Consider the following 21,278-nt stretch of genomic DNA (forward strand, 5'->3'; position numbering starts at 1 on the left):
AATCGTCCCAATGTTGCAGTGCGGCTTCGAACGGGTGAACTTTTCCTTGGCCATCAGAGCCTCCTGAAGTCGAAAGAATGGGTGTTAAGCGAAGAGCTTAGGCGTACTTGGCGATGACCTTGTCGGCCTCGCCGCGCGGCACCTCTTCGTAGTGATCGAACTGCATCGTGAAGTTGGCGCGGCCCTGGCTGAAGGAGCGCAGCTGGTTCACGTAGCCGAACATGTTGGCCAGGGGGACCATGGCGTTGATGACATTGGCGTTTCCGCGCATGTCCTGGCCCTGGATCTGGCCGCGGCGGGAGTTGAGGTCGCCGATGACCGAGCCGGTATACTCCTCGGGGGAGACCACCTCGACCTTCATCACCGGCTCCAGCAGCACCGAGCCGCCCTTCTGAAGCGCCTCGCGCAGGGCCGCGCGGGAGGCGATCTCGAAGGCGAGCGCCGAGGAGTCGACGTCGTGATAGGCGCCGTCCACCAGCTCCACCTTGATGTCGACCACCGGGAAGCCCGCGAGCACGCCCGCCGTCAGGACCGAGTTCAGGCCCTTCTCGACGCCGGGGATGTACTCCTTCGGCACCGCGCCGCCGACGATCTTCGACTCGAACGAGAAGCCCGCGCCCGGCTCGTTCGGCTCGACCACGAACTTCACGCGGGCGAACTGACCGGTGCCGCCGGTCTGCTTCTTGTGCGTGTAGTCGACCTCCTGACGGCGGGTCAGCTTCTCGCGGTAGGCCACCTGCGGCTGGCCGATATTGGCGTCGACCTTGTAGGTCCGGCGCAGGATGTCGACCTTGATGTCCAGGTGGAGCTCGCCCATCCCCTTGAGGATGGTCTGGCCCGACTCCTGGTCCGTCGACACCCGGAAGGACGGATCCTCCGCCGCCAGCTTCGACAGCGCGATGCCCAGCTTCTCCTGGTCCGCCTTCGACTTCGGTTCGACGGCGATCTCGATGACGGGCTCGGGGAACTCCATCTTCTCGAGGATCACCGCCTTGTTCGGGTCGCAGAGGGTGTCGCCCGTGCGGGTGTCCTTGAGGCCGGCGAGGGCGACGATGTCGCCCGCATAGGCTTCCTTGATGTCCTCACGGTTGTTGGCGTGCATGAGCAGCATGCGGCCGACGCGCTCGCGCTTGTCGCGCGAGGAGTTCAGCACGCTCGAGCCTGACTCCACCTTGCCCGAATAGACGCGGCAGAAGGTGATCGTGCCGACATGGGGATCGTCCATGATCTTGAAGGCGAGCATGGAGAACGCGTCCTCGTCGGACGGTTGGCGCTGGACGGGCTCCTCGGTCTTGAAGTCGAGGCCGTCGACCGCGCCGCGATCGACCGGGGACGGCAGGTAGTCCACGACGGCGTCGAGGAGGGGCTGCACGCCCTTGTTCTTGAAGGCCGAGCCGCAGAGCACCGGGTGGAAGGCGCGCAGCTGCACGGCCTTGCGGACGAGCTTGCGCAGACCGTCCTCGTCCGGCTCCACGCCGTCGAGATAGGCGCTCATGGCGTCGTCATCGAGCTCGACGCAGGCCTCGACCAGCTTGGTGCGGTACTCGACGGCCTGGTCCTTGAGGTCGGCCGGGATCTCCTCCTCGGAGAAGTTCGCGCCGAGGGCCTCGCCCGACCAGACGATCGCCTTCATCTTGATGAGGTCGACGACGCCCTTGAAGGAGCTCTCGGCGCCGATCGGCAGCTGCAGGCAGACCGGCTTGCCGGCGACGCGGCCGATGATGTCGGCGACGCACTTGAAGAAGTCGGCGCCGATCTTGTCCATCTTGTTGACGAACACGACGCGCGGCACGTCGTACTTGTCGGCCTGGCGCCACACGGTCTCGGTCTGGGGCTCGACGCCCTGGTTGCCGTCGAGCACGCAGACGGCGCCGTCGAGCACGCGGAGCGAACGCTCCACCTCGATGGTGAAGTCGACGTGGCCGGGGGTGTCGATGATGTTCAGACGCTTGTCGCGCCAGAAGCAGGTGGTGGCAGCCGAGGTGATCGTGATGCCACGCTCCTGCTCCTGCTCCATCCAGTCCATGGTGGCGGCGCCCTCATGGACTTCACCGATCTTATGCGACTTGCCGGTGTAGTAGAGGATCCGCTCGGTCGTCGTGGTCTTGCCGGCATCGATGTGGGCCATGATGCCGAAGTTACGGTAGTCCTCGATCGCGTGCGTGCGGGGCATCGGGGTCTCTCCGGAAAGGGGCGGACGGAGCGCCGCCCGGGGCGGCGCTCGACGGACGAATTACCAGCGGTAGTGCGAGAAGGCGCGGTTGGCCTCGGCCATCCGGTGAGTGTCTTCGCGCTTCTTGACCGCGTTGCCGCGGTTATTGGCGGCATCGAGCAGCTCGGCCGACAGACGCTCGACCATGGTGCGGTCGTTGCGGGCGCGGGCGGCCTGGATCAGCCAGCGGATGGCCAGAGCCTGACGGCGCTCGGCGCGCACCTCGACGGGGACCTGGTAGGTCGCGCCGCCGACGCGGCGGGAGCGGACCTCGATCGCCGGGGCGACGTTGTCGAGAGCGGCGCGGAACACCTCGATCGGGTTGGCGCGGGCGCGGTTCTCGACGATGTCGAAGGCGCCGTAGACGATCCGCTCGGCGACCGACTTCTTGCCCTCGTACATGATCGAATTCATGAACTTGGTCAGGACGACATCGCCGTACTTGGGATCCGGGATGATCTCGCGCTTCTCGGCAGAGTGACGACGGGACATTTTGTCTGGCTCTCGAAAAGTATGGTCTTAAGCGCCCCGCGCAGGCTGCCTTTCCTCGATCGAGGCCGCAGCATCCTTGCGAGGCCGTGGAAACGTGTCCGGCCCGCCCGAAGAGAATAACTTCGGGCCAGATCCTTACTTCGGACGCTTGGCGCCGTACTTGGAGCGACGCTGCTTGCGGTTCTTGACGCCCTGGGTGTCGAGCACGCCGCGCAGGATGTGGTAGCGCACGCCCGGAAGGTCCTTCACGCGGCCGCCGCGGATCATGACCACGGAGTGCTCCTGAAGGTTGTGACCCTCGCCCGGGATGTAGCCGATCACCTCGAAGCCGTTGGTGAGACGGACCTTGGCGACCTTACGCAGCGCCGAGTTCGGCTTCTTCGGGGTCGTGGTGTAGACGCGGGTGCAGACGCCACGCTTCTGGGGGCAGGCATTGAGCGCCGGCACCTTGTTGCGAGCCTTCTGAGCCTTGCGCGGCTGCGCGATCAGCTGGTTGATCGTCGGCATTCTCTGCCCTCTTCATCGAACCGCTCTGGGCGGTCCCGTGTCCAAATCGATGCCCCTTGCGGGGCGCCCCGGCCCGATCGGTCCGTCTCCGGCTCGATCGCAAAACGAATAGCGCCAGAGGCCGGAAGGGCCTTTGGCGAGTGACGAGGCAGAGGACCACGCTTGAATCAAGCGCGTTCTTACCTACCGATCTGACGCGATGTCAGTCTTGTGAGCCCCGGCATCGTCACGACGGAGGTGCATGAAGCGAGGCGCTTCGAACCGTCCGCGATCTGCGATCTACCGAAGTGGCGCGCTTCTACGCGCCCTTGTGCGCAACGTCAACCGTTTCGCAGCAGGAAGTTCTGCTTTCGATCCGGTTAATGGCTGCGGGCCAGCGGATCCGGACCGAAGCGGTTGGGGCCCTGCTGGCCGCGGCGCAGGAAGACCACCACGAGGAGCCAGAGGCTGGTGGCGAGCCAGACGCTCGCCAGAAGGAGGGTCAGTCCACCGACGGGCCCCTCGGGCCGGGTCGTGTCCACGGCCAGGCTCACCGCCGCGAACAGAAGCGGAAGCAGCGGCAGGAACATCCACCAGCCCGAACGGTCGAGGTCGTGGCAGCGCTTGATGCCGACGGCGATGGCGGACCAGGTGGAGACGATGGCGAGGATCTGGCCGAGGATCGGGATCCACCCGAGCACGCCGCCGGCGATGAGCGGAACCAGGAAACCGTAGAGCCAGTAATCGCCACGGGAGAGTCGACCCTTCGGGCTCAAGTAGAACTGCACCCAGTCCCGCCGGGTCAGGGTCGAGAGCGGCGTTTCGAGGGCGTAGATCTCGCGGGCTTCCGTCCCGTCGCAGGTGAAATCGACGTCCTGACCTGAGAACGACGCCGGGGATCGCAGATCCGAACTGCGATAGCTGTAGCGTTGCCCGTCCTGGCCCGAGATCAATCCTTCGCGGGTGGCGTCCGCGACGACGAGAATCTTTCCGCGCATTGATGACCCCTCGGACGAATCCGGCCCGTCTTCGTGTCCGATGACGATTCGTCCCGGGATCTTCTAGGCACGTCCCTCTTTCAGGCGGATGAAAATCAAAGGGTCCCCCTCGCGGGACGAGTCCGACCCGAAACGAAGAAGGGCGGCCCTCTCGGACCGCCCTCCCCGTTCTCGTTCAAAGACTAGGCTCGAGCGCTCACTCGGCGGCCGGCGGCAGCTCGCCCACCGGCTGCGCTTCGCTGTTGGCGGCGCGCTGCTGGAGGATGAGATTGTCGCGGCGGCGGGCGATCGCCTTGATGTCCGCCGCGAGCGAGCCCGTACCCGCCGGGATCAGCGAGCCGACGATCACGTTCTCCTTGAGGCCTTCCAGGGTATCGACCTTGCCGTTGACTGCCGCCTCGGTGAGGACGCGGGTGGTCTCCTGGAACGAGGCCGCCGAGATGAACGACTTCGTCTGCAGCGATGCCTTGGTGATGCCGAGCAGGACCGGGACGCCCTGGATCGGCTTCTTGCCCTCCGCCTCGAGCTTCTCGTTGTATTCCGCGAGCTCGGTGCGGTCGATCTGGTCGCCGGGCAGGATGTCCGAATCGCCGCCGTCGGTCACTTCGACCTTCTGCAGCATCTGCCGGACGATCACCTCGATGTGCTTGTCGTTGATGAGCACGCCCTGGAGCCGGTAGACCTCCTGGATCTCGTTGACGAGGTAGGCCGCGAGCTCCTCCACGCCCTTGATCGCCAGGATGTCGTGCGGCGCCGGGTTGCCGTCGACGATGTAGTCGCCGAGCTCGACCACGTCCCCGTCCTGAAGGTGGATGTGCTTGCCCTTCGGGATCAGGTACTCGACCGGATCGGACCCGTCATGCGGCGTCAGCGTGAGCCGGCGCTTGTTCTTGTAGTCGCGGCCGAAGGAGATCGTGCCCGACTTCTCGGCGATGATCGCCGCGTCCTTCGGGCGCCGGGCCTCGAACAGCTCCGCCACCCGCGGCAGACCGCCGGTGATGTCGCGGGTCTTGGCCGATTCGGTCGCGACGCGGGCCAGGATGTCGCCGGCCTTCACCTTGCCGCCCGGGTCGGAGCCGATGATGGCATCGACGGGCAGGAAGTAGCGGGCATCCGAGCCGCGCGGCAGCTTCACGGGCTTGCCGTCCTGGTCGACGACGAGCATCGCCGGCTTCAGGTCGGAGGTCCGCGACGAGCCGCGCCAGTCGATGACGACGCGCTTGGCGATGCCGGTCGATTCGTCGGTGGTCTCCGTGATGGACTGGCCATCGTAGAGATCCTCGTAGGCCACGATACCGTCGACCTCGGTGATGATCGGCCGGGTATAGGGGTCCCACTCCGCGATGCGCTGGCCGCGCTTGATCTTGTCGCCCTCGTCCACGCGCACCTTGGCGCCGTACTGGAGTCGGTGCACCGCCCGCTCGACGCCGTCGGGACCGACGATCACCACGGCCACGTTGCGGCCGGTGGCGATGAGATCGCCGTCGGAGTTCTTCGCGAGCGCCCGGTTGCGGATCTTCACCGTGCCTTCGAAGCTCGACTCGATGAAGGACGAATCCGCGATCTGGGCGGCGCCGCCGATGTGGAAGGTGCGCATGGTGAGCTGGGTGCCCGGCTCGCCGATGGACTGCGCCGCGATGACGCCGACCGCCTCGCCCATGTTGACCGGCGTGCCGCGGGCGAGGTCGCGCCCGTAGCAGGTGGCGCAGACGCCGCTCTTGGTGGCGCAGACGAGCACCGAGCGGATCTTCACCTCCTGGATGCCGGCAGCGGTGATCAGCGGGAGATGCTTCTCCTCGATGGTCTCGCCGATCTGGACGATGACGCTGCCGTCCTGGGCGACGAGCTCCTCCGCCGCGGCGCGGCCGAGGATGCGGGTCGCGAGCGGGGCCACGACCTGGCCCGCGTCCACGATGGCGCGCATCCGGATGCCGTTCTGCGTCCCGCAATCCTTCTCGCGGATCACCGCGTCCTGGGCCACGTCGACGAGGCGGCGGGTCAGGTAGCCGGAATTGGCGGTCTTCAGCGCGGTGTCCGCGAGGCCCTTCCGGGCGCCGTGGGTCGAGTTGAAGTACTCGAGAACGTCGAGGCCTTCCTTGAAGTTCGAGATGATCGGCGTCTCGATGATCTCGCCCGACGGCTTGGCCATGAGGCCGCGCATGGCCGCGAGCTGCTTCATCTGGGCGGGCGAGCCACGGGCACCGGAGTGGCTCATCATGTAGATCGAGTTGACCTGCTTGTCGGCGCCGTTCTCGTCCTTCTGGACCGCGGAGATGCGGCCCATCATCTCCTGGGCGAGCTTGTCGGAGCACTTCGCCCAGGCGTCGACGACCTTGTTGTACTTCTCGCCCTGGGTGATCAGGCCGTCATTGTACTGCTGCTCGTAGTCCTTCACGAGGGCGCGGGTCGCGTCCACGATCGACCACTTGTTCTCCGGCACGACCATGTCGTCCTTGCCGAAGGAGATGCCCGCACGGAAGGCGTGGCTGAAGCCGAGCGCCATGATGCGGTCGCAGAAGATCACCGACTCCTTCTGACCGCAGTGGCGGTAGACGGTGTCGATCATCGCGGAGATCTCCTTCTTCGTCATCAGCTTGTTGACGACGTCGAAGGGCACCTTCGGGTGCAGCGGCAGCACGCCGGACAGGATCACCCGGCCCGGGGTGGTGTCGTAGATCTTGACCATGGGCTCGCCGTCCGGGCCGATGCCCTTCCAGCGCCACCGGATCTTCGAGTGCAGCGACACGGTCTTGGCCGCGAGCGCATGCTCCAGCTCGCCGATATCGCCGAACACGCCCTGCATCGGGTTCTGCTTGTTGTCGGGGTTGTACGCGCCGACCGCGCCGTCGGCGACGATCGACAGGTAGTAGAGCCCCAGCACGATGTCCTGCGACGGCACGATGATCGGCTGGCCGTTCGCGGGATGCAGGATGTTGTTGGTCGACATCATGAGGACGCGCGCTTCCAGCTGCGCCTCGAGGCTCAGCGGGACGTGCACGGCCATCTGGTCGCCGTCGAAATCCGCGTTGAAGGCGGCGCAGACCAGCGGGTGCAGCTGGATCGCCTTGCCCTCGATCAGCTTCGGCTCGAAGGCCTGGATGCCCAGACGGTGGAGCGTCGGCGCGCGGTTGAGCATCACCGGATGCTCGCGGATCACCTCGTCCAGGATGTCCCAGACCTCGGGCTTCTCCTTCTCCACGAGCTTCTTGGCCTGCTTCACCGTGGCCGAGAAGCCCTTGGCGTCCAGCCGCGCGTAGATGAACGGCTTGAACAGCTCGAGCGCCATCTTCTTCGGCAGGCCGCACTGGTGCAGCTTCAGCTCCGGGCCGACCACGATGACCGAACGGCCGGAATAGTCGACGCGCTTGCCGAGCAGGTTCTGGCGGAAGCGGCCCTGCTTGCCCTTCAGCATGTCGGCGAGCGACTTCAGCGGGCGCTTGTTGGCGCCGGTGATGACGCGGCCGCGGCGGCCGTTGTCGAACAGCGCGTCCACCGCCTCCTGAAGCATGCGCTTCTCGTTGCGGATGATGATGTCCGGCGCGCGCAGCTCGATCAGCCGCTTCAGGCGGTTGTTGCGGTTGATGACGCGGCGGTACAGGTCGTTGAGGTCCGACGTGGCGAAGCGGCCGCCGTCGAGCGGAACCAGCGGGCGCAGGTCCGGCGGGATGACGGGCACGACCGTGAGGATCATCCATTCCGGCTTGTTGCCCGACTGCTGGAACGCCTCGATGATCTTGAGGCGCTTCATCAGCTTCTTGGGCTTCAGCTCGGAGGTCGTGGTGGCGATCTCCTCACGCAGCGCGTTGGCGATGCCGTCCAGATCCAGCTCCTGCAGGATTCGGCGGATCGCCTCGGCGCCGATCATCGCCGTGAACGAATCCTCGCCGTACTCCTCCTGCGCGCGCAGGTACTCCTCCTCCGACAGGAGCTGACGCTCCTTCAGGGGGGTGAGGCCCGGCTCGATGACGCAGTAGGACTCGAAATAGAGGATGCGCTCCAGATCCTTGAGCGCCATGTCGAGCAGCAGGCCGATGCGGCTCGGCAGCGACTTCAGGAACCAGATATGGGCGACGGGCGCCGCGAGCTCGATATGGCCCATGCGGTCGCGCCGGACGCGGGCGAGGGTAACCTCGACGCCGCACTTCTCGCAGATGACGCCCTTGTATTTCATGCGCTTGTACTTGCCGCACAAGCACTCGTAGTCCTTGATCGGCCCGAAGATGCGCGCGCAGAACAGGCCGTCGCGCTCGGGCTTGAAGGTCCGGTAGTTGATCGTCTCGGGCTTTTTGATCTCGCCGTAGGACCAGGACAGGATCTTCTCCGGCGAGGAGATCGAGATCTTGATCTGGTCGAAGCTCTGCGGCTGGGCCTGCTGATTGAAAAGGTTCATGACCTCTTGGTTCATGATCCGCTCCTTGCTGACGGAGCGCCCCGCGCCTGGGCGGCCCCGTGCTGAAACTTCAAGGCGCCGCGCTCTCCTCGAGCGCCGCTGGCCGTCGTCACCGGAGGCTCCGCCCCTCCCCGCTCGACCGCGGCGGCATCGGGGGATGCCGCCGCGGGAGGTGTGTCGCCCTTACTCGGCCGCGTCGGCCGGCGGCTCGATCTGGTCGTTGGCCGCCTGCTGCTGCTTCGAGGAGGTGAGCTCGACGTTGAGGCCGAGCGAGCGCATCTCCTTGACGAGCACGTTGAAGGATTCCGGAATGCCGGCCTCGAAGGTGTCGTCGCCGCGGACGATCGCCTCGTAGACCTTGGTGCGGCCGGCCACGTCGTCCGACTTCACCGTGAGCATCTCCTGCAGCGTGTAGGCCGCGCCGTAGGCCTCCAGCGCCCAGACCTCCATCTCGCCGAAGCGCTGGCCGCCGAACTGCGCCTTGCCGCCCAGGGGCTGCTGGGTGACGAGCGAGTACGGGCCGATCGAGCGCGCGTGGATCTTGTCGTCCACGAGATGGTGGAGCTTCAGCATGTAGATGTAGCCCATCGTCACCTTGCGGTCGAAAGGCTCGCCGGTGCGCCCGTCATAGAGCGTCGACTGCGCCGAGCGGTCGAGCCCGGCCATCTCCAGCATCGTCTCGATGTCGGCTTCCTTGGCGCCGTTGAACACCGGGGTGGCCATCGGAACGCCGCGGCGGACGTTGTTGCCGGCCTCCGCGAGATCCTCGTCGGACAGCCCGTCGAGCTCGGCCGGCGAGTAGATCGCCTCCATCTCCCGGCGCAGCGGCGCGATGTCCTGGGTCTTCAGATAGGCGTCGACGGCCTTCGACACCTTGCGACCCAGGCCCGCAGCCGCCCAGCCCAGATGAGTCTCCAGGATCTGGCCGACATTCATGCGCGAGGGCACGCCCAGCGGGTTGAGCACGATGTCGGCATGCGTCCCGTCCTCCAGGAACGGCATGTCCTCGATCGGCACGATGCGCGAGACCACGCCCTTGTTGCCGTGGCGGCCGGCCATCTTGTCGCCGGGCTGGATCTTGCGCTTCACCGCCACGAAGACCTTGACCATCTTCATGACGCCCGGAGGCAGCTCGTCGCCGCGCTGCAGCTTCTCGACCTTGTCGAGGAAGCGCTGCTCGAGGCGCTTCTTCGACTCGTCGTACTGCTTCTGCATCGCCTCCATCTCGGTCATGAGACGGTCGTCGACGACGGCGAACTGCCACCACTGCGAGCGCGGATAGTCGTTGATCAGCTCGCGGGTGAGGGTCGTGTCCTTCTTGAAGCCCTTCGGGCCGGCGATCGGCGCCTGGCCGATCAGCAGCTCGGAGAGACGCGCATAGGTGTTGCGGTCGAGGATCGCCTGCTCGTCGTCGCGGTCCTTGGCGAGGCGCTCGATCTCCTCGCGCTCGATGGCCTGGGCGCGCTCGTCCTTGTCGACGCCGTGGCGGTTGAACACCCGGACCTCGACGATCGTGCCGGTGACGCCCGGCGGCACCCGCAGGGAGGTGTCGCGCACGTCCGAGGCCTTCTCGCCGAAGATGGCGCGGAGCAGCTTCTCCTCCGGCGTCATCGGGCTCTCGCCCTTCGGGGTGATCTTGCCGACGAGGATGTCGCCCGCATGCACCTCGGCGCCGATATAGACGATGCCGGCCTCGTCGAGGTTCTTGAGCGCCTCTTCCGAGACGTTCGGGATGTCGCGGGTGATCTCCTCCGGCCCGAGCTTGGTGTCGCGGGCCATCACCTCGAATTCCTCGATGTGGATCGAGGTGAACACGTCATCCTTCACGATCCGCTCGGAGAGCAGGATCGAGTCCTCGAAGTTGTAGCCGTTCCACGGCATGAACGCGACGAGCACGTTGCGGCCGAGCGCCAGCTCGCCGAACTCGGTCGAGGGACCGTCGGCGATGATCTCGCCCTTCTTCACGGGCTCGCCCACGCGCACCAGCGGCTTCTGCGTGATGCAGGTCGACTGGTTGGAGCGCTGGAACTTCTGCAGGCGGTAGATGTCGACGCCGGGCTTGGTCGGGTCGGTCTCCTCCGTGGCGCGGATGACGATACGGGTGGCGTCCACCTGATCGACGATGCCGGCGCGGCGGGCGGCGATGGCGGCGCCGGAATCCCGGGCGACCACGGCCTCCATGCCCGTGCCGACGAAGGGCGCATCGGCGCGAACCAGCGGCACCGCCTGGCGCTGCATGTTCGAGCCCATCAGCGCGCGGTTGGCGTCGTCGTTCTCGAGGAACGGGATCAGCGCCGCGGCGACCGAGACGAGCTGCTTGGGCGACACGTCCATGAGGTCGACGCGGTCGGGGGAGACCACGATCACCTCGCCCGCGCGGCGGCAGACCACGAGGTCGTCCGTCAGCTTGCGATCCGCGTCCATGCCGGCATTGGCCTGGGCGACGTAGTACTTCTGCTCCTCCATGGCGGAGAGGTAGGCGACCTCGTCGGTCACGACCCCGTCCTTCACCCGGCGGAACGGCGTCTCGATGAAGCCGTACTTGTTCACGCGGGCGAAGGTCGCCAGCGAGTTGATCAGGCCGATATTCGGGCCTTCCGGCGTCTCGATCGGGCAGATGCGGCCGTAATGGGTCGGGTGCACGTCGCGCACCTCGAAGCCGGCGCGCTCACGGGTGAGACCGCCCGGGCCGAGCGCCGAGAGGCGGCGCTTGTGGGTGACCTCCGAGAGCGGGTTGGTCTGGTCCATGAACTGCGAGAGCTGCGACGAGCCGAAGAACTCGCGCACCGCCGCGGCGGCGGGCTTCGCGTTGATCAGGTCCTGCGGCATCACGGTGTCGATGTCGACGGACGACATCCGCTCCTTGATGGCGCGCTCCATGCGCAGGAGGCCCAGGCGGTACTGGTTCTCCATCAGCTCGCCGACCGAGCGCACGCGGCGGTTGCCGAGGTGGTCGATGTCGTCGATCTCGCCCTTGCCGTCGCGCAGGTCCACGAGCGCCTTGACGACGGCGAGCATGTCCTCCTTGCGCAGGGTGCGCATGGTGTCGGGCGCGTCGAGGTCGAGGCGCATGTTCATCTTCACGCGGCCGACCGCGGAGAGGTCGTAGCGCTCGGCGTCGAAGAACAGCGAGTGGAACATCGCCTCGGCGGTATCGAGGGTCGGCGGCTCGCCCGGGCGCATGACCCGGTAGATGTCGAACAGCGCGCCCTCGCGGCCCGAGTTCTTGTCCACGTTGAGGGTGTTGCGGATGTAGGGGCCGACATTGACGTGGTCGATGTCGAGCACCGGCAGCTCGGTGACGCCGACATCGTCGAGCGCCTTGAGCAGCTTCTCGGAGATCTCGTCGCCGGCCTCGGCCCAGATCTCGCCGGTCTGCATGTTGACCAGGTCCTCGGCGATGTACTGGCCGACGAGATCCTCGTCGGTCGCCTTGAGGAACTTGGTGCCCTTCTCGCCGATGAGGCGCGCGTTGCGGGCGTTGAGCTTCTTGCCCGCCTCGAGCACGACCTCGCCGGAATCGGCGTCGACGAGGTCGACGCTGGCCTTGAAGCCCTTCAGGCGCTCGGCATCGAACGGCACGCGCCAATCCGCCCCGTCCCGGGTGTAGAGGACGCGGTTGTAGAAGGTCGAGAGGATCTCCTCGCCGTCGAGGCCCAGCGCGAACAGCAGCGAGGTGACCGGCAGCTTCCGCTTCCGGTCGATGCGCACGTAGACGATGTCCTTGGCGTCGAATTCGACGTCGAGCCAGGAGCCCCGGTAGGGGATGATGCGGGCGGCGAAGAGCAGCTTGCCGGAGGAGTGCGTCTTGCCCTTGTCGTGGTCGAAGAACACGCCCGGGGAGCGGTGCATCTGCGAGACGATGACGCGCTCGGTGCCGTTGACGATGAAGGTGCCGTTGTCCGTCATGAGCGGCATGTCGCCCATGTAGACGTCCTGCTCCTTGATGTCCTTGACGGACTTGGCGCCGGTATCCGGGTCGACGTCGAACACGATCAGGCGCAGCGTCACCTTGAGCGGGGCCGCGAAGGTGATGCCGCGCTGGCGGCACTCGTCGACGTCGTATTTGGGCGCCTCGAAGGTATAGCGGACGAATTCGAGGAGCGCGGTCGAGGAGAAGTCCGAGATCGGGAAGACGGACTTGAAGACGCTCTGCAGGCCCTCGTCGGCGCGGCCACCCTCGGGCTCGTCTACCATCAGGAACTGGTCGTAGGACGCCTTCTGGACCTCGATCAGGTTCGGCATTTCCGCGACTTCGCGGATCTTGCCGAAGAACTTGCGAATGCGCTTGCGACCGACCAGCGTGTTGGCCATGTGACCTCGCTCCACCATCCCGCGTCCTGGTTGCCCGGGGAAGGCTCTGACGCCTCCCGCACCGGACTGGAAGGCGCGCCCCGCCGGGCCGCCTTCCCCGTCTCAAAATCCTGCCCTCGTCTGCGGACCGAACCGGGATCCGCGAGGCCGCCCTCTTTAAGCGACCTTAGCCCGCGGGCGAGGCACCCGCGGGCTCCGGTCGCGGAAGGCCCTAAAGAGCCTTCCGCGCGGCGATGGGCCGGAAGCGGCCCATCTCTGTCTTACTTGAGCTCGACCTTGGCGCCGGCCTTCTCGAGCTGGGCCTTGATCTTCTCGGCCTCGTCCTTGGCCACCGACTCCTTGATCGGCTTCGGGGCGCCCTCGACGAGGTCCTTGGCCTCCTTGAGGCCGAGGCCGGTGATCGCGCGGACCTCCTTGATGACCTCGATCTTCTTGTCGCCGGCCGAAGCCAGGACAACGGTGAACTCGGTCTGCTCCTCGGCGGCGGCGGCAGCGCCACCACCCGCGGCCGGGCCAGCGGCGACGGCGACGGCGGCAGCGGCGGAAACGCCCCACTTCTCCTCGAGGAGCTTCGCGAGCTCGGCGGCCTCGAGAACGGTCAGGGAGGAGAGATCCTCGACGATCTTGGCGAGATCAGCCATGTTTCACTTCCTTGGATATATCGGTTTGAACGGATGGGTTTGTAAGGGGGAAACGGCTCAGGCCGCTTCGTCCTTCTTGGCATAGGCCCCGAACACGCGGGCGAGCTTGGCCGCCGGCGCGTTGACGACCTGGGCGACCTTGGTCGCGGGAGCCTGGATGAGGCCCACGAGCTTGGCGCGCAGTTCGTCGAGGGACGGGAGCGAGGCGAGGGCCTTCACGCCGTCCGGGTTCAGGGCGGTCGTTCCCATGGCGCCGCCAAGAATCACGAGCTTGTCGTTGGTCTTGGCGAAATCCACCGCCACCTTGGCGGCCGCGACCGGGTCGCTCGAATAAGCGAGCAGGGTCGGACCCTTCAGGAGGGGCTTGATGGAGGCGACGTCCGTGCCATCGAGAGCGATGCTGGCGAGGCGGTTCTTCGCGACCTTCACGGTGGCGCCGGCCTGCTTCATCTGCGCGCGCAGCTTCTGCATGTCGGCCACCGTGAGGCCCTTGTAGTGGGCCACGACGACGACGGCGTTCGTGGTGAACACGCCGTTGAGCGTCGAGACGAGATCAGCTTTTGCTGTCCGGTCCACTGGGCTCTCTCCGGTTGGCGGAACCTTGGACAGGTCCGCCGGTTGCACTTGCCGCCCGGAACGGATCTCGGCGTAGAAGCCGAAAACGTCCTGGACGACGTCTCTCGGCCCTGTCCCCGGGCGCCGCTGACGCGGCATCGCGGGTGAGATGGTTCAAACCGATGCCTCTCCCCGGTGCGTGAGCCCCGAAGCGAGGTTGCGAGAATTCGGTCTTCCCCGTCTGTGCAGGCTGGCGGATTAAGCCGGTTGCCCGGCGCCTGCAGTCTCGGACAGGACATGGCCGGAAACGGCGCTCGAAGCGGGTGCTTCGAGACCCTTCCGGCCAAAACCGCCTGGTCGCCCAGGCGGAATCTCGAACGGAAACCGACCGATCGGCCGATCCCTTTCCAATGGGTGAATGCGTGGAGCGCGGTGTATAGAGGCTAGCAAGCCCCCTGCCAAGTCCCGTTTCGCGACTTTTCCGCCGCAGGCAACAGGGATCGCACGCGGGAGGGCAGTTGGGTCGAGCCTCGATCCGCCCGGAGGAAGCGCAGCGTTCCGACGATCCGCGTGCCCTCCCCGGTTTCGGCGGGGTGATTCTCGCCATCATGGACCGGAATCCCGGCGAAGTCGAACGGGCTCATCTTCCCAGGCAAACGCCCGCGACCCCGACCGATGCGCCGCTCATCCGATCGGCCGCGCCCTGTCGGCCATCATCTCGGCCCGCACGTCCTGGAGATAGCCGGTCAGCCGCCGGGCGACCTGCGCATCGGCGCACTGGACCCAGAAGCTCGAGCCCGCGACCTCGGCGCCGAGATTGCGCAGGATGTCCTCGGCCGGCCCGGCGGCGCCGCGCTCGCAGGCGCTCGCCACGTGGCGCAGGCCCCGGGGTGTGGCGATCACGATGGCGATGGTCGCGGGCGGCATCACCCGGAGCCTAGAGCCGTGCCCGATCGCATGGCAATCGGGCACGGCGCGAGAGGCTTGTTTTGACGCACGCCCTTTCGCCGAATGGGTCGCCCCTTCGGCGCAGAGCGCCCGCCCCGGCGATCGGCCTGCCGCGGCAGAGGGGAGAGGCCGGCTCAGGCGGCTTCCCGCTCCGGCGTGAACCGGCGACGGGTGTTCTCCCACCAGCTCCGCTCGCGTTGCGCCTCCGCCTCCGCCGCCTTGGCCGCGTAGAAGGAGGCGTTGTGCTCGCCGCGCAGGGCCTCACGGGTGAAGCGGATCAGGTGGTGGGCGACGAAGCCCATGTTGAACACCGCCTCGATCTGCCCGCGCTTGAGGGCGTAGGCCGCCGCCCGCCAGAACGGCTTGCGGTAATCGGAGAACAGGCCGACCCGGGTGACGATGTTGAAGCCGAGGATCAGGCCGCGGCGCAGGTTGGTGACGGTGAGCTTGCCCGCCGTCGGCGTGACGATCCGGTGCGGATAGGTCACGTCGCACTGGTGCTTGAAGCGCTCGAAGATCTTCTCCGGGGCGTAGGCGTGGGCGATGGCCCGGCGCCAGCTCGCTACCACGGTGTCGTGGGGGCGCTTGAACAGCACGTTGGATTCGAGGCTCGCGTCGTGCACGAGTCGGCCCTCCTTTTCCAGCCGGTCCCAGAGCGGGGTCTTGGGCAGGGCCTGGAGCAGGTTGATCGTCAGCACCGGGATCGCGGAGCGGTCGATGAAGTCGATCAGATTCTGCTCGGAGCGGTCGGTGTCGGTGTCGAGGCCGAGGATGATGCCCGAGGTCACCTCGAGGCCGTAGCTGTTGAGGGTCTCGATCGCCTCGTACATCGGCACGGCGGCGTTGTGGGTCTTGTCGATGCCCTTGAGCGCGTCGGCCTCCGGCGTCTCGATGCCGACGAAGACGGTCATGAAATTGGCTTGGCGCATCAGCTCGAGGATCTCGGGCTGCTTGGCCATGTTCAGCGTCGCCTCGCAGGCGAACTGGAGCGGGTAGTTGTTCTTCTTCTGCCACTCGACCAGCACCGGCAGCATCTCCCGCGTCGCCTTGCGGTTGCCGATGAAGTTGTCGTCGACGAAGTAGACCACCGCCGGGTGGCCCGGCTGGCTGACGATGGCGTCGAGCTCGGCGCAGAGCTGCTCCGGTGTCTTCAGCCGCGGCTGCCGCCCGTAGAGCTGGGGGATGTCACAGAACTCGCAGCGATAGGGGCAGCCCGAGGAGAATTGCAGCGAGCCGATCAGGTAGCGCTTGAGCGGCACCGCCGCGTAGGCGGGGGCGGGAAAGTCCGAGAGCCCCAGCCGCTCCTTGGTGTCGAGCACCACCTGCCGGGCCGGGCGGGAGAGGTCGCGGTCGAGGATCTCGACCAGTCGGTCGGTGGCGTCGCCGATCTCGCCGACATGCAGGTAGTCGAAGTCCGGATACTTCTCCTGCGCGCCGGAGACCGAGGGACCGCCGAGCACGGCGACCTTGCCGGCGGCATGGGCGCGCTTGCCGATGTCGTGGATCTGGCCTTCCTGGATGTGCATGCCGGAGACGAACACCGCGTCGGCCCAGGCGAAGTCCTCAGGCGTGGCGCGCTTGATGTTCTCGTCGATGAACCGGCACTCCCAGGCCTCCGGCATGTAGGCCGCGATCACCAGCAGGCCCTGGGGCGGCATGAAGGCCTTGACGCCCCCCATCAGCGGGTAGGCGTGGGAGAAGGTGCCGAAGGACGGCGTATAGGCGGGGAAGACGCAGAGGATGCGTCGCTTGGAAGTGACCGTCAGGGAGCATCGCATGGGGGCCTATCTAGCACAGGCCTCGCGGAAGGCGCGCCCCTCAAGCATGCGTTTTTGCCGCGCTTTTCACCGCGGCGCGCACCGCCGCGTGTCGAGACTCACGTCGCGGTCACGCGGCCCGTCACGTCTCGGCGAGGCGCTCCGCGAACAGCACGGTCGTCGCTGGCCGGGCGTCGGCGCGGCTGGCCTCGACCACCGAGACGATGGCCCTGTCCGGCCTGATCCGGGGCGGGGAGCGGGGCATGGCCAGGCCGCAGCGTTCGTCCACCCGGATCTGTCGCCCGCGCGACCATGCCGAACCGCGCTGCCCTGCCCGGAGCGCGTGACCTCCGGCAATTGCCGCCCGGATGCGTGTCCCTCGAAGGGCGATGTCCTGGCCTGAGCGACAACTATAGCCGTGTCTTTCCTCCGGTCCCGGTCAATGTTTCGTCGAATTCGGCCGTCACAGCCGCGTGATCCATCGATCCTGCGGAGAGTTCCTCGATGCGCAAAGCTTGGCCCGTTCTGGCGTTGGTCGCCGGCCTCACCCTGACCGTTCCAGGCTCCGCCCGCGCCGCCGACGGCACGGCGGTCGGCGTCGGCACGGGGGCGGTGGCGGGTGCGCTGGTCGGCGGTCCGATCGGTGCGGTGGTCGGGGCCGTGGCCGGCGGCGTGATCGGCTCCCGCTCCGACGGGGCGCGCCCGCGCCGGCATCGTCGCCCGCGCTATGCCCGACGCGCCCAGGGCGCCGAGCGATTCGGCGGTCCGCGCGTCGCCCAGGCGGCCCCCGCCGCCGCTCCCGCCGCGCGTCCGCAGGGCGGCCCGGCCACCGAGGTCAGCACACGCCAGGGTTGGCAGGATCCCCGCTGAGCGCGCGACCGGGCATGGGGGACGACGGGGCCTGCACAACCTGTCGCCGGAAGGTCACACTGGCGGGAATCACGTCGCGACACGGACACGGTGCCATTTTCAGGACGGATTGAGGCGCGCAGGATCACCTCATGTGAGCGACAGCGAACCGAGGTTGCCATGGCCGACTCCGACGCCCGCCGCCAGCCCTCCGCCGCCTATGCCGTTTCCGCTGATCAGGGCGGCCGGCCCGGCCTCGCCCTCGGGCGGGTCACGAAGGGGGTCGGCACCGCGCTCGGCAAGAGCATCGCCGTCGATCGGGAGGCGCCTCTCCCGGACTCCCTCGCCATCCTCGTCGAGCGCCTGCAGGCAGGCCCGCTCGGCCAAACGCCCCTCAAGCATCGTCGAGTCGCCTGAATGTCAAAGGTCGATAGAGTGTCCCAGGCCAACGTCGTCGCCTTCCCCGCCGTCGCCTCCGAGGCTGTCGCCGACGAGAACGTGGCGTCCGTGATCCAGGTGCTCCAAGACCAGCTTCAGCTCGCCCGCGAGGGCAAGCTGCGCTCGGTGGCCGTGGTCTCCGTCTCCAACGACGGCAGCGCCATCGGCACGCAATGGTCCTGCACCACCGGCGACGTCGCGAGCCTGATCGGCAAGCTGACGGTGCTCGCTCACGACATGATGGCGGCGCGGAACTGACGCTCCGGGAAGCCGCGTCGCGCGCTGCCCGCGCGGCCGCTTCCGGAAGCTCCGCGCGCCTTGCGCGGAGCCCATGCGGGCATATATTAACCGTCTGATATAGCTCGTCTTCTAAGGGGGTCTGCAGCCTTCGGCAGACGCCGCTCCCGCCCCCGACGAGCCGCGCCCTTCCCCAGGGCATGCGAGACGGAAAGAAGACCTTGGCAGACAACGAAGAAAACGGCACGGGCGCGCCGCCGCCCGCCACCGACATCAAGCCCGTCTCCATCACCGACGAGATGCGCCGCTCCTATCTCGATTACGCGATGAGCGTGATCGTGAGTCGCGCGCTCCCCGATGCCCGCGACGGCCTGAAGCCCGTCCATCGGCGCATCCTCTACTCGGCCTTCGAATCCGGGCACCTGCCGGACCGCAAATATGTCAAGTCGGCCCGCATCGTCGGCGACGTGATCGGTCAGTACCACCCGCATGGCGACCAATCGATCTACGATGCCTTGGTGCGGATGGCGCAGGACTTCTCCATGCGCCTCATGCTCATCGACGGGCAGGGCAATTTCGGCTCGGTCGACGGCGATCCGCCCGCCGCCATGCGCTACACCGAATCGCGCCTGGCCAAGCCGGCGACGGCCTTGCTCGCCGACATCGACAAGAACACCGTCGATTTCGGGCCCAACTACGACGAATCGCGCGAGGAGCCGACCGTCCTTCCGGCCCGCTTCCCGAACCTCCTCGTCAACGGCGCCGGCGGCATCGCCGTCGGCATGGCCACGAACATCCCCCCGCACAATCTCGGCGAATTGGTCGAGGCTTGCCTCGCCCTGATCGAGGATCCGGGTCTCGGCCTCGACGCCCTCCTCGAGATCGTGCCCGGCCCCGACTTCCCCACCGGCGGCTCGATCCTCGGCCGTGCCGGCACCCGCCAGGCCTACGCCACCGGCCGCGGCTCCATCATCATGCGGGCGAAGTCCCATGTGGAGGAGCTGCGCAAGGAGCGCGAGGCGCTGATCTTCACCGAGATCCCGTATCAGGTGAACAAGGCGACGCTGATCGAGAAGATCGCCGAGCTGGTGAAGGACAAGCGTCTCGAGGGCATCGCGGATCTGCGCGACGAATCGGACCGCGACGGCATGCGCATCGTGGTCGAGCTGAAGCGCGACGCCATGGCCGACGTGGTGCTCAACCAGCTCTACCGGTTCACGCCCCTGCAGACCTCCTTCGGCTGCAACATGGTGGCGCTGAACGGCGGCCGCCCCGAGCTGATGACCCTGAAGGACCTGCTCCAGGCCTTCGTGGATTTCCGCGAGGAGGTCGTCTCCCGCCGGACCAAGTTCCTGCTCGGCAAGGCCCGCGAGCGCGCCCACGTCCTCTGCGGCCTCGCCATCGCGGTGGCCAATATCGACGAGGTGATCCGCCTGATCCGGACCTCGCCGGATCCGAACAGCGCCCGCGAGGCGCTGATGGGCCGCGACTGGCCGGCGGCCGACATCGCCCCGCTGATCGCGCTGGTGGACGATCCCCGCCACCGCGTGGCCGATGACGGCACCTACCGCCTCTCCGAGGTGCAGGCCCGCGCCATCCTCGACCTGCGCCTGCAGCGCCTGACGGCCCTGGGCCGCGACGAGATCGGCGACGAGCTGAAGAAGCTCGCCGAGGAGATCGCCGACTATCTCGACATCCTGCGCTCCCGCGCCCGCATCCAGGGCATCGTGCGCGACGAGCTGATCGAGGTGCGCGACGCCTACGCCACCCCGCGCAAGACCATGATCCTCGACTACGATGCGAATGTCGACGACGAGGACCTGATCCAGCGCGAGGACATGGTCGTCACCGTGTCCCATGCCGGCTACGTCAAGCGCGTGCCGCTCTCGACCTATCGGGCGCAGCGCCGCGGCGGCAAGGGCCGCTCCGGCATGGCGACCCGCGAGGAGGATTTCGTCACCCGCCTCTTCGTGGCCTCGACCCACACGCCGGTGCTGTTCTTCTCCGACCAGGGCCAGGCCTACAAGGAGAAGGTCTGGCGCCTGCCGATCGCGGCCCCGAACGCCCGCGGCAAGGCGCTGGTCAACATCCTGCAGCTCCAGCACCAGGGCGAGCGCATCACCACGATCATGCCGCTGCCGGAGGACGAGGCCTCCTGGGAGACCCTCGACGTGATGTTCGCGACCGCGTCGGGCAATGTCCGGCGCAACAAGCTGTCCGACTTCGTGCAGGTGAACCGCAACGGCAAGATCGCGATGAAGCTCGATCCGGGCGACCACATCGTCCATGTCGAGATCTGCCGGCCGGAGCAGAACGTGCTGCTCACCACCGCCAACGGCCAGTGCATCCGCTTCCCCGTGGAGGACGTGCGCGTCTTCAAGGGCCGTGATTCCACCGGCGTGCGCGGCATCAACCTCGGCAGCGACGACCGCGTCATCTCCATGACGATCCTCAATCACTTCGAGGCGACGCCGGAGGAGCGCGCGGGCTACCTGAAGATGCGGCGCGCCGTGATCGGCGACGGTATCGAAGGCGAGGCCGCGGAGAACGGCGAGGCGGAGGAGGCGAGCGCCGCCGCGATCTCGCCGGAGCGCTACACCGAGATGAGCGCCGCCGAGCAGTTCGTGCTCACCCTGTCCGAGCGCGGCTTCGGCAAGCGCACCTCGTCCTACGAGTACCGGACCTCGGGCCGCGGCGGAAAGGGCATCACGGCCATGCGGGTGAACGCCCGCAACGGCAGCCTGGTCGCCTCCTTCCCGGTGGAGCCGAGCGACCAGATCATGCTCGTCACCAATGCCGGCCAGCTCATCCGCGTGCCGGTGGACGACATCCGCATCGTCGGCCGCGCCTCGCAGGGCGTAACGGTGTTCAACACCGACAAGGCCGAGCGCGTCGTCTCCGTCGAGCATATCGAGGGCGACGAGGAGGACGGCGAGGAGACCGCCGGCTGAGACCGGGGCC

Annotated in this window: 15 protein-coding genes; 4 read left to right on the top strand and 11 right to left on the bottom strand. The window is 67.2% G+C overall.

What is annotated here, in order from left to right:
• Positions 1 to 97: 97 nt before the first annotated feature.
• The 11 genes from fusA to MFF21_RS18330 all read right to left on the bottom strand — a co-directional run bounded on the left by fusA (position 98) and on the right by MFF21_RS18330 (position 17,082).
• Positions 98 to 2,173 carry an elongation factor G gene (fusA, locus tag MFF21_RS18280; RefSeq protein WP_238312714.1) on the bottom strand — a complete coding sequence of 692 codons (2,076 nt, stop codon included), beginning with the start codon at positions 2,171 to 2,173 and terminating at the stop codon, positions 98 to 100.
• A 60-nt stretch (positions 2,174 to 2,233) separates the two neighbouring features.
• Positions 2,234 to 2,704, bottom strand: a complete 471-nt coding sequence (gene rpsG, locus MFF21_RS18285; protein WP_238312716.1) for a 30S ribosomal protein S7 — start codon at positions 2,702 to 2,704, stop codon at positions 2,234 to 2,236.
• Between the two features lie 135 nt (positions 2,705 to 2,839).
• Positions 2,840 to 3,211, bottom strand: coding sequence for a 30S ribosomal protein S12 (gene rpsL / locus MFF21_RS18290; RefSeq protein WP_004447775.1), 372 nt, complete (start codon positions 3,209 to 3,211; stop codon positions 2,840 to 2,842).
• Between the two features lie 359 nt (positions 3,212 to 3,570).
• Entirely contained in the window at positions 3,571 to 4,188 is a 618-nt protein-coding gene (locus MFF21_RS18295; RefSeq protein ID WP_238312718.1) for a DUF805 domain-containing protein, read from the bottom strand.
• A gap of 196 nt (positions 4,189 to 4,384) precedes the next feature.
• Positions 4,385 to 8,593, bottom strand: coding sequence for a DNA-directed RNA polymerase subunit beta' (gene rpoC / locus MFF21_RS18300; protein ID WP_238312720.1), 4,209 nt, complete (start codon positions 8,591 to 8,593; stop codon positions 4,385 to 4,387).
• A gap of 168 nt (positions 8,594 to 8,761) precedes the next feature.
• The gene (rpoB, locus tag MFF21_RS18305) at positions 8,762 to 12,892 is read right to left on the bottom strand and encodes a DNA-directed RNA polymerase subunit beta (RefSeq protein ID WP_238312722.1); all 4,131 of its coding nucleotides are present in this window, start codon (positions 12,890 to 12,892) and stop codon (positions 8,762 to 8,764) included.
• Between the two features lie 260 nt (positions 12,893 to 13,152).
• Positions 13,153 to 13,533, bottom strand: coding sequence for a 50S ribosomal protein L7/L12 (rplL, locus tag MFF21_RS18310; protein ID WP_238312724.1), 381 nt, complete (start codon positions 13,531 to 13,533; stop codon positions 13,153 to 13,155).
• A gap of 57 nt (positions 13,534 to 13,590) precedes the next feature.
• Positions 13,591 to 14,109 (bottom strand): 50S ribosomal protein L10, encoded by a 519-nt coding sequence (gene rplJ, locus MFF21_RS18315; protein WP_238312726.1) that lies wholly within the window; start codon positions 14,107 to 14,109, stop codon positions 13,591 to 13,593.
• A gap of 663 nt (positions 14,110 to 14,772) precedes the next feature.
• Positions 14,773 to 15,015, bottom strand: a complete 243-nt coding sequence (locus tag MFF21_RS18320; protein WP_238312728.1) for a hypothetical protein — start codon at positions 15,013 to 15,015, stop codon at positions 14,773 to 14,775.
• A 155-nt stretch (positions 15,016 to 15,170) separates the two neighbouring features.
• Complete coding sequence (locus tag MFF21_RS18325) at positions 15,171 to 16,814, bottom strand: B12-binding domain-containing radical SAM protein (RefSeq protein ID WP_238312730.1); 1,644 nt, start codon at positions 16,812 to 16,814, stop codon at positions 15,171 to 15,173.
• A 121-nt stretch (positions 16,815 to 16,935) separates the two neighbouring features.
• Positions 16,936 to 17,082, bottom strand: coding sequence for a hypothetical protein (locus tag MFF21_RS18330; protein WP_238312732.1), 147 nt, complete (start codon positions 17,080 to 17,082; stop codon positions 16,936 to 16,938).
• Between the two features lie 215 nt (positions 17,083 to 17,297).
• Here MFF21_RS18330 and MFF21_RS18335 point away from each other — a divergent pair, with 215 nt between their 5' ends.
• The 4 genes from MFF21_RS18335 to gyrA all read left to right on the top strand — a co-directional run bounded on the left by MFF21_RS18335 (position 17,298) and on the right by gyrA (position 21,268).
• Complete coding sequence (locus MFF21_RS18335) at positions 17,298 to 17,663, top strand: hypothetical protein (protein ID WP_238312734.1); 366 nt, start codon at positions 17,298 to 17,300, stop codon at positions 17,661 to 17,663.
• A 159-nt stretch (positions 17,664 to 17,822) separates the two neighbouring features.
• Positions 17,823 to 18,059, top strand: a complete 237-nt coding sequence (locus tag MFF21_RS18340) for a hypothetical protein (protein WP_238312735.1) — start codon at positions 17,823 to 17,825, stop codon at positions 18,057 to 18,059.
• Entirely contained in the window at positions 18,060 to 18,338 is a 279-nt protein-coding gene (locus tag MFF21_RS18345) for a hypothetical protein (protein WP_238312737.1), read from the top strand.
• A 278-nt stretch (positions 18,339 to 18,616) separates the two neighbouring features.
• A complete protein-coding gene (gyrA, locus tag MFF21_RS18350; protein ID WP_373325055.1) occupies positions 18,617 to 21,268 on the top strand; it encodes a DNA gyrase subunit A in 2,652 nt (883 codons plus the stop codon).
• The last annotated feature ends 10 nt before the right edge of the window (positions 21,269 to 21,278 follow it).

It is taken from the genome of Methylobacterium organophilum, from assembly GCF_022179465.1.
GTDB lineage: Bacteria > Pseudomonadota > Alphaproteobacteria > Rhizobiales > Beijerinckiaceae > Methylobacterium > Methylobacterium organophilum.

What these genes read in the sequence shown, in the direction of transcription:
- fusA (WP_238312714.1), bottom strand. Translation starts at nt 2,173, where the DNA reads ATGCCCCGCACGCACGCGATCGAGGACTACCGTAACTTCGGCATCATG.
- rpsG (WP_238312716.1), bottom strand. Translation starts at nt 2,704, where the DNA reads ATGTCCCGTCGTCACTCTGCCGAGAAGCGCGAGATCATCCCGGATCCC.
- rpsL (WP_004447775.1), bottom strand. Translation starts at nt 3,211, where the DNA reads ATGCCGACGATCAACCAGCTGATCGCGCAGCCGCGCAAGGCTCAGAAG.
- MFF21_RS18295 (WP_238312718.1), bottom strand. Translation starts at nt 4,188, where the DNA reads ATGCGCGGAAAGATTCTCGTCGTCGCGGACGCCACCCGCGAAGGATTG.
- rpoC (WP_238312720.1), bottom strand. Translation starts at nt 8,593, where the DNA reads ATGAACCAAGAGGTCATGAACCTTTTCAATCAGCAGGCCCAGCCGCAG.
- rpoB (WP_238312722.1), bottom strand. Translation starts at nt 12,892, where the DNA reads ATGGCCAACACGCTGGTCGGTCGCAAGCGCATTCGCAAGTTCTTCGGC.
- rplL (WP_238312724.1), bottom strand. Translation starts at nt 13,533, where the DNA reads ATGGCTGATCTCGCCAAGATCGTCGAGGATCTCTCCTCCCTGACCGTT.
- MFF21_RS18320 (WP_238312728.1), bottom strand. Translation starts at nt 15,015, where the DNA reads ATGCCGCCCGCGACCATCGCCATCGTGATCGCCACACCCCGGGGCCTG.
- MFF21_RS18325 (WP_238312730.1), bottom strand. Translation starts at nt 16,814, where the DNA reads ATGCGATGCTCCCTGACGGTCACTTCCAAGCGACGCATCCTCTGCGTC.
- MFF21_RS18335 (WP_238312734.1), top strand. Translation starts at nt 17,298, where the DNA reads ATGCGCAAAGCTTGGCCCGTTCTGGCGTTGGTCGCCGGCCTCACCCTG.
- MFF21_RS18340 (WP_238312735.1), top strand. Translation starts at nt 17,823, where the DNA reads ATGGCCGACTCCGACGCCCGCCGCCAGCCCTCCGCCGCCTATGCCGTT.
- MFF21_RS18345 (WP_238312737.1), top strand. Translation starts at nt 18,060, where the DNA reads ATGTCAAAGGTCGATAGAGTGTCCCAGGCCAACGTCGTCGCCTTCCCC.
- gyrA (WP_373325055.1), top strand. Translation starts at nt 18,617, where the DNA reads ATGCGCCGCTCCTATCTCGATTACGCGATGAGCGTGATCGTGAGTCGC.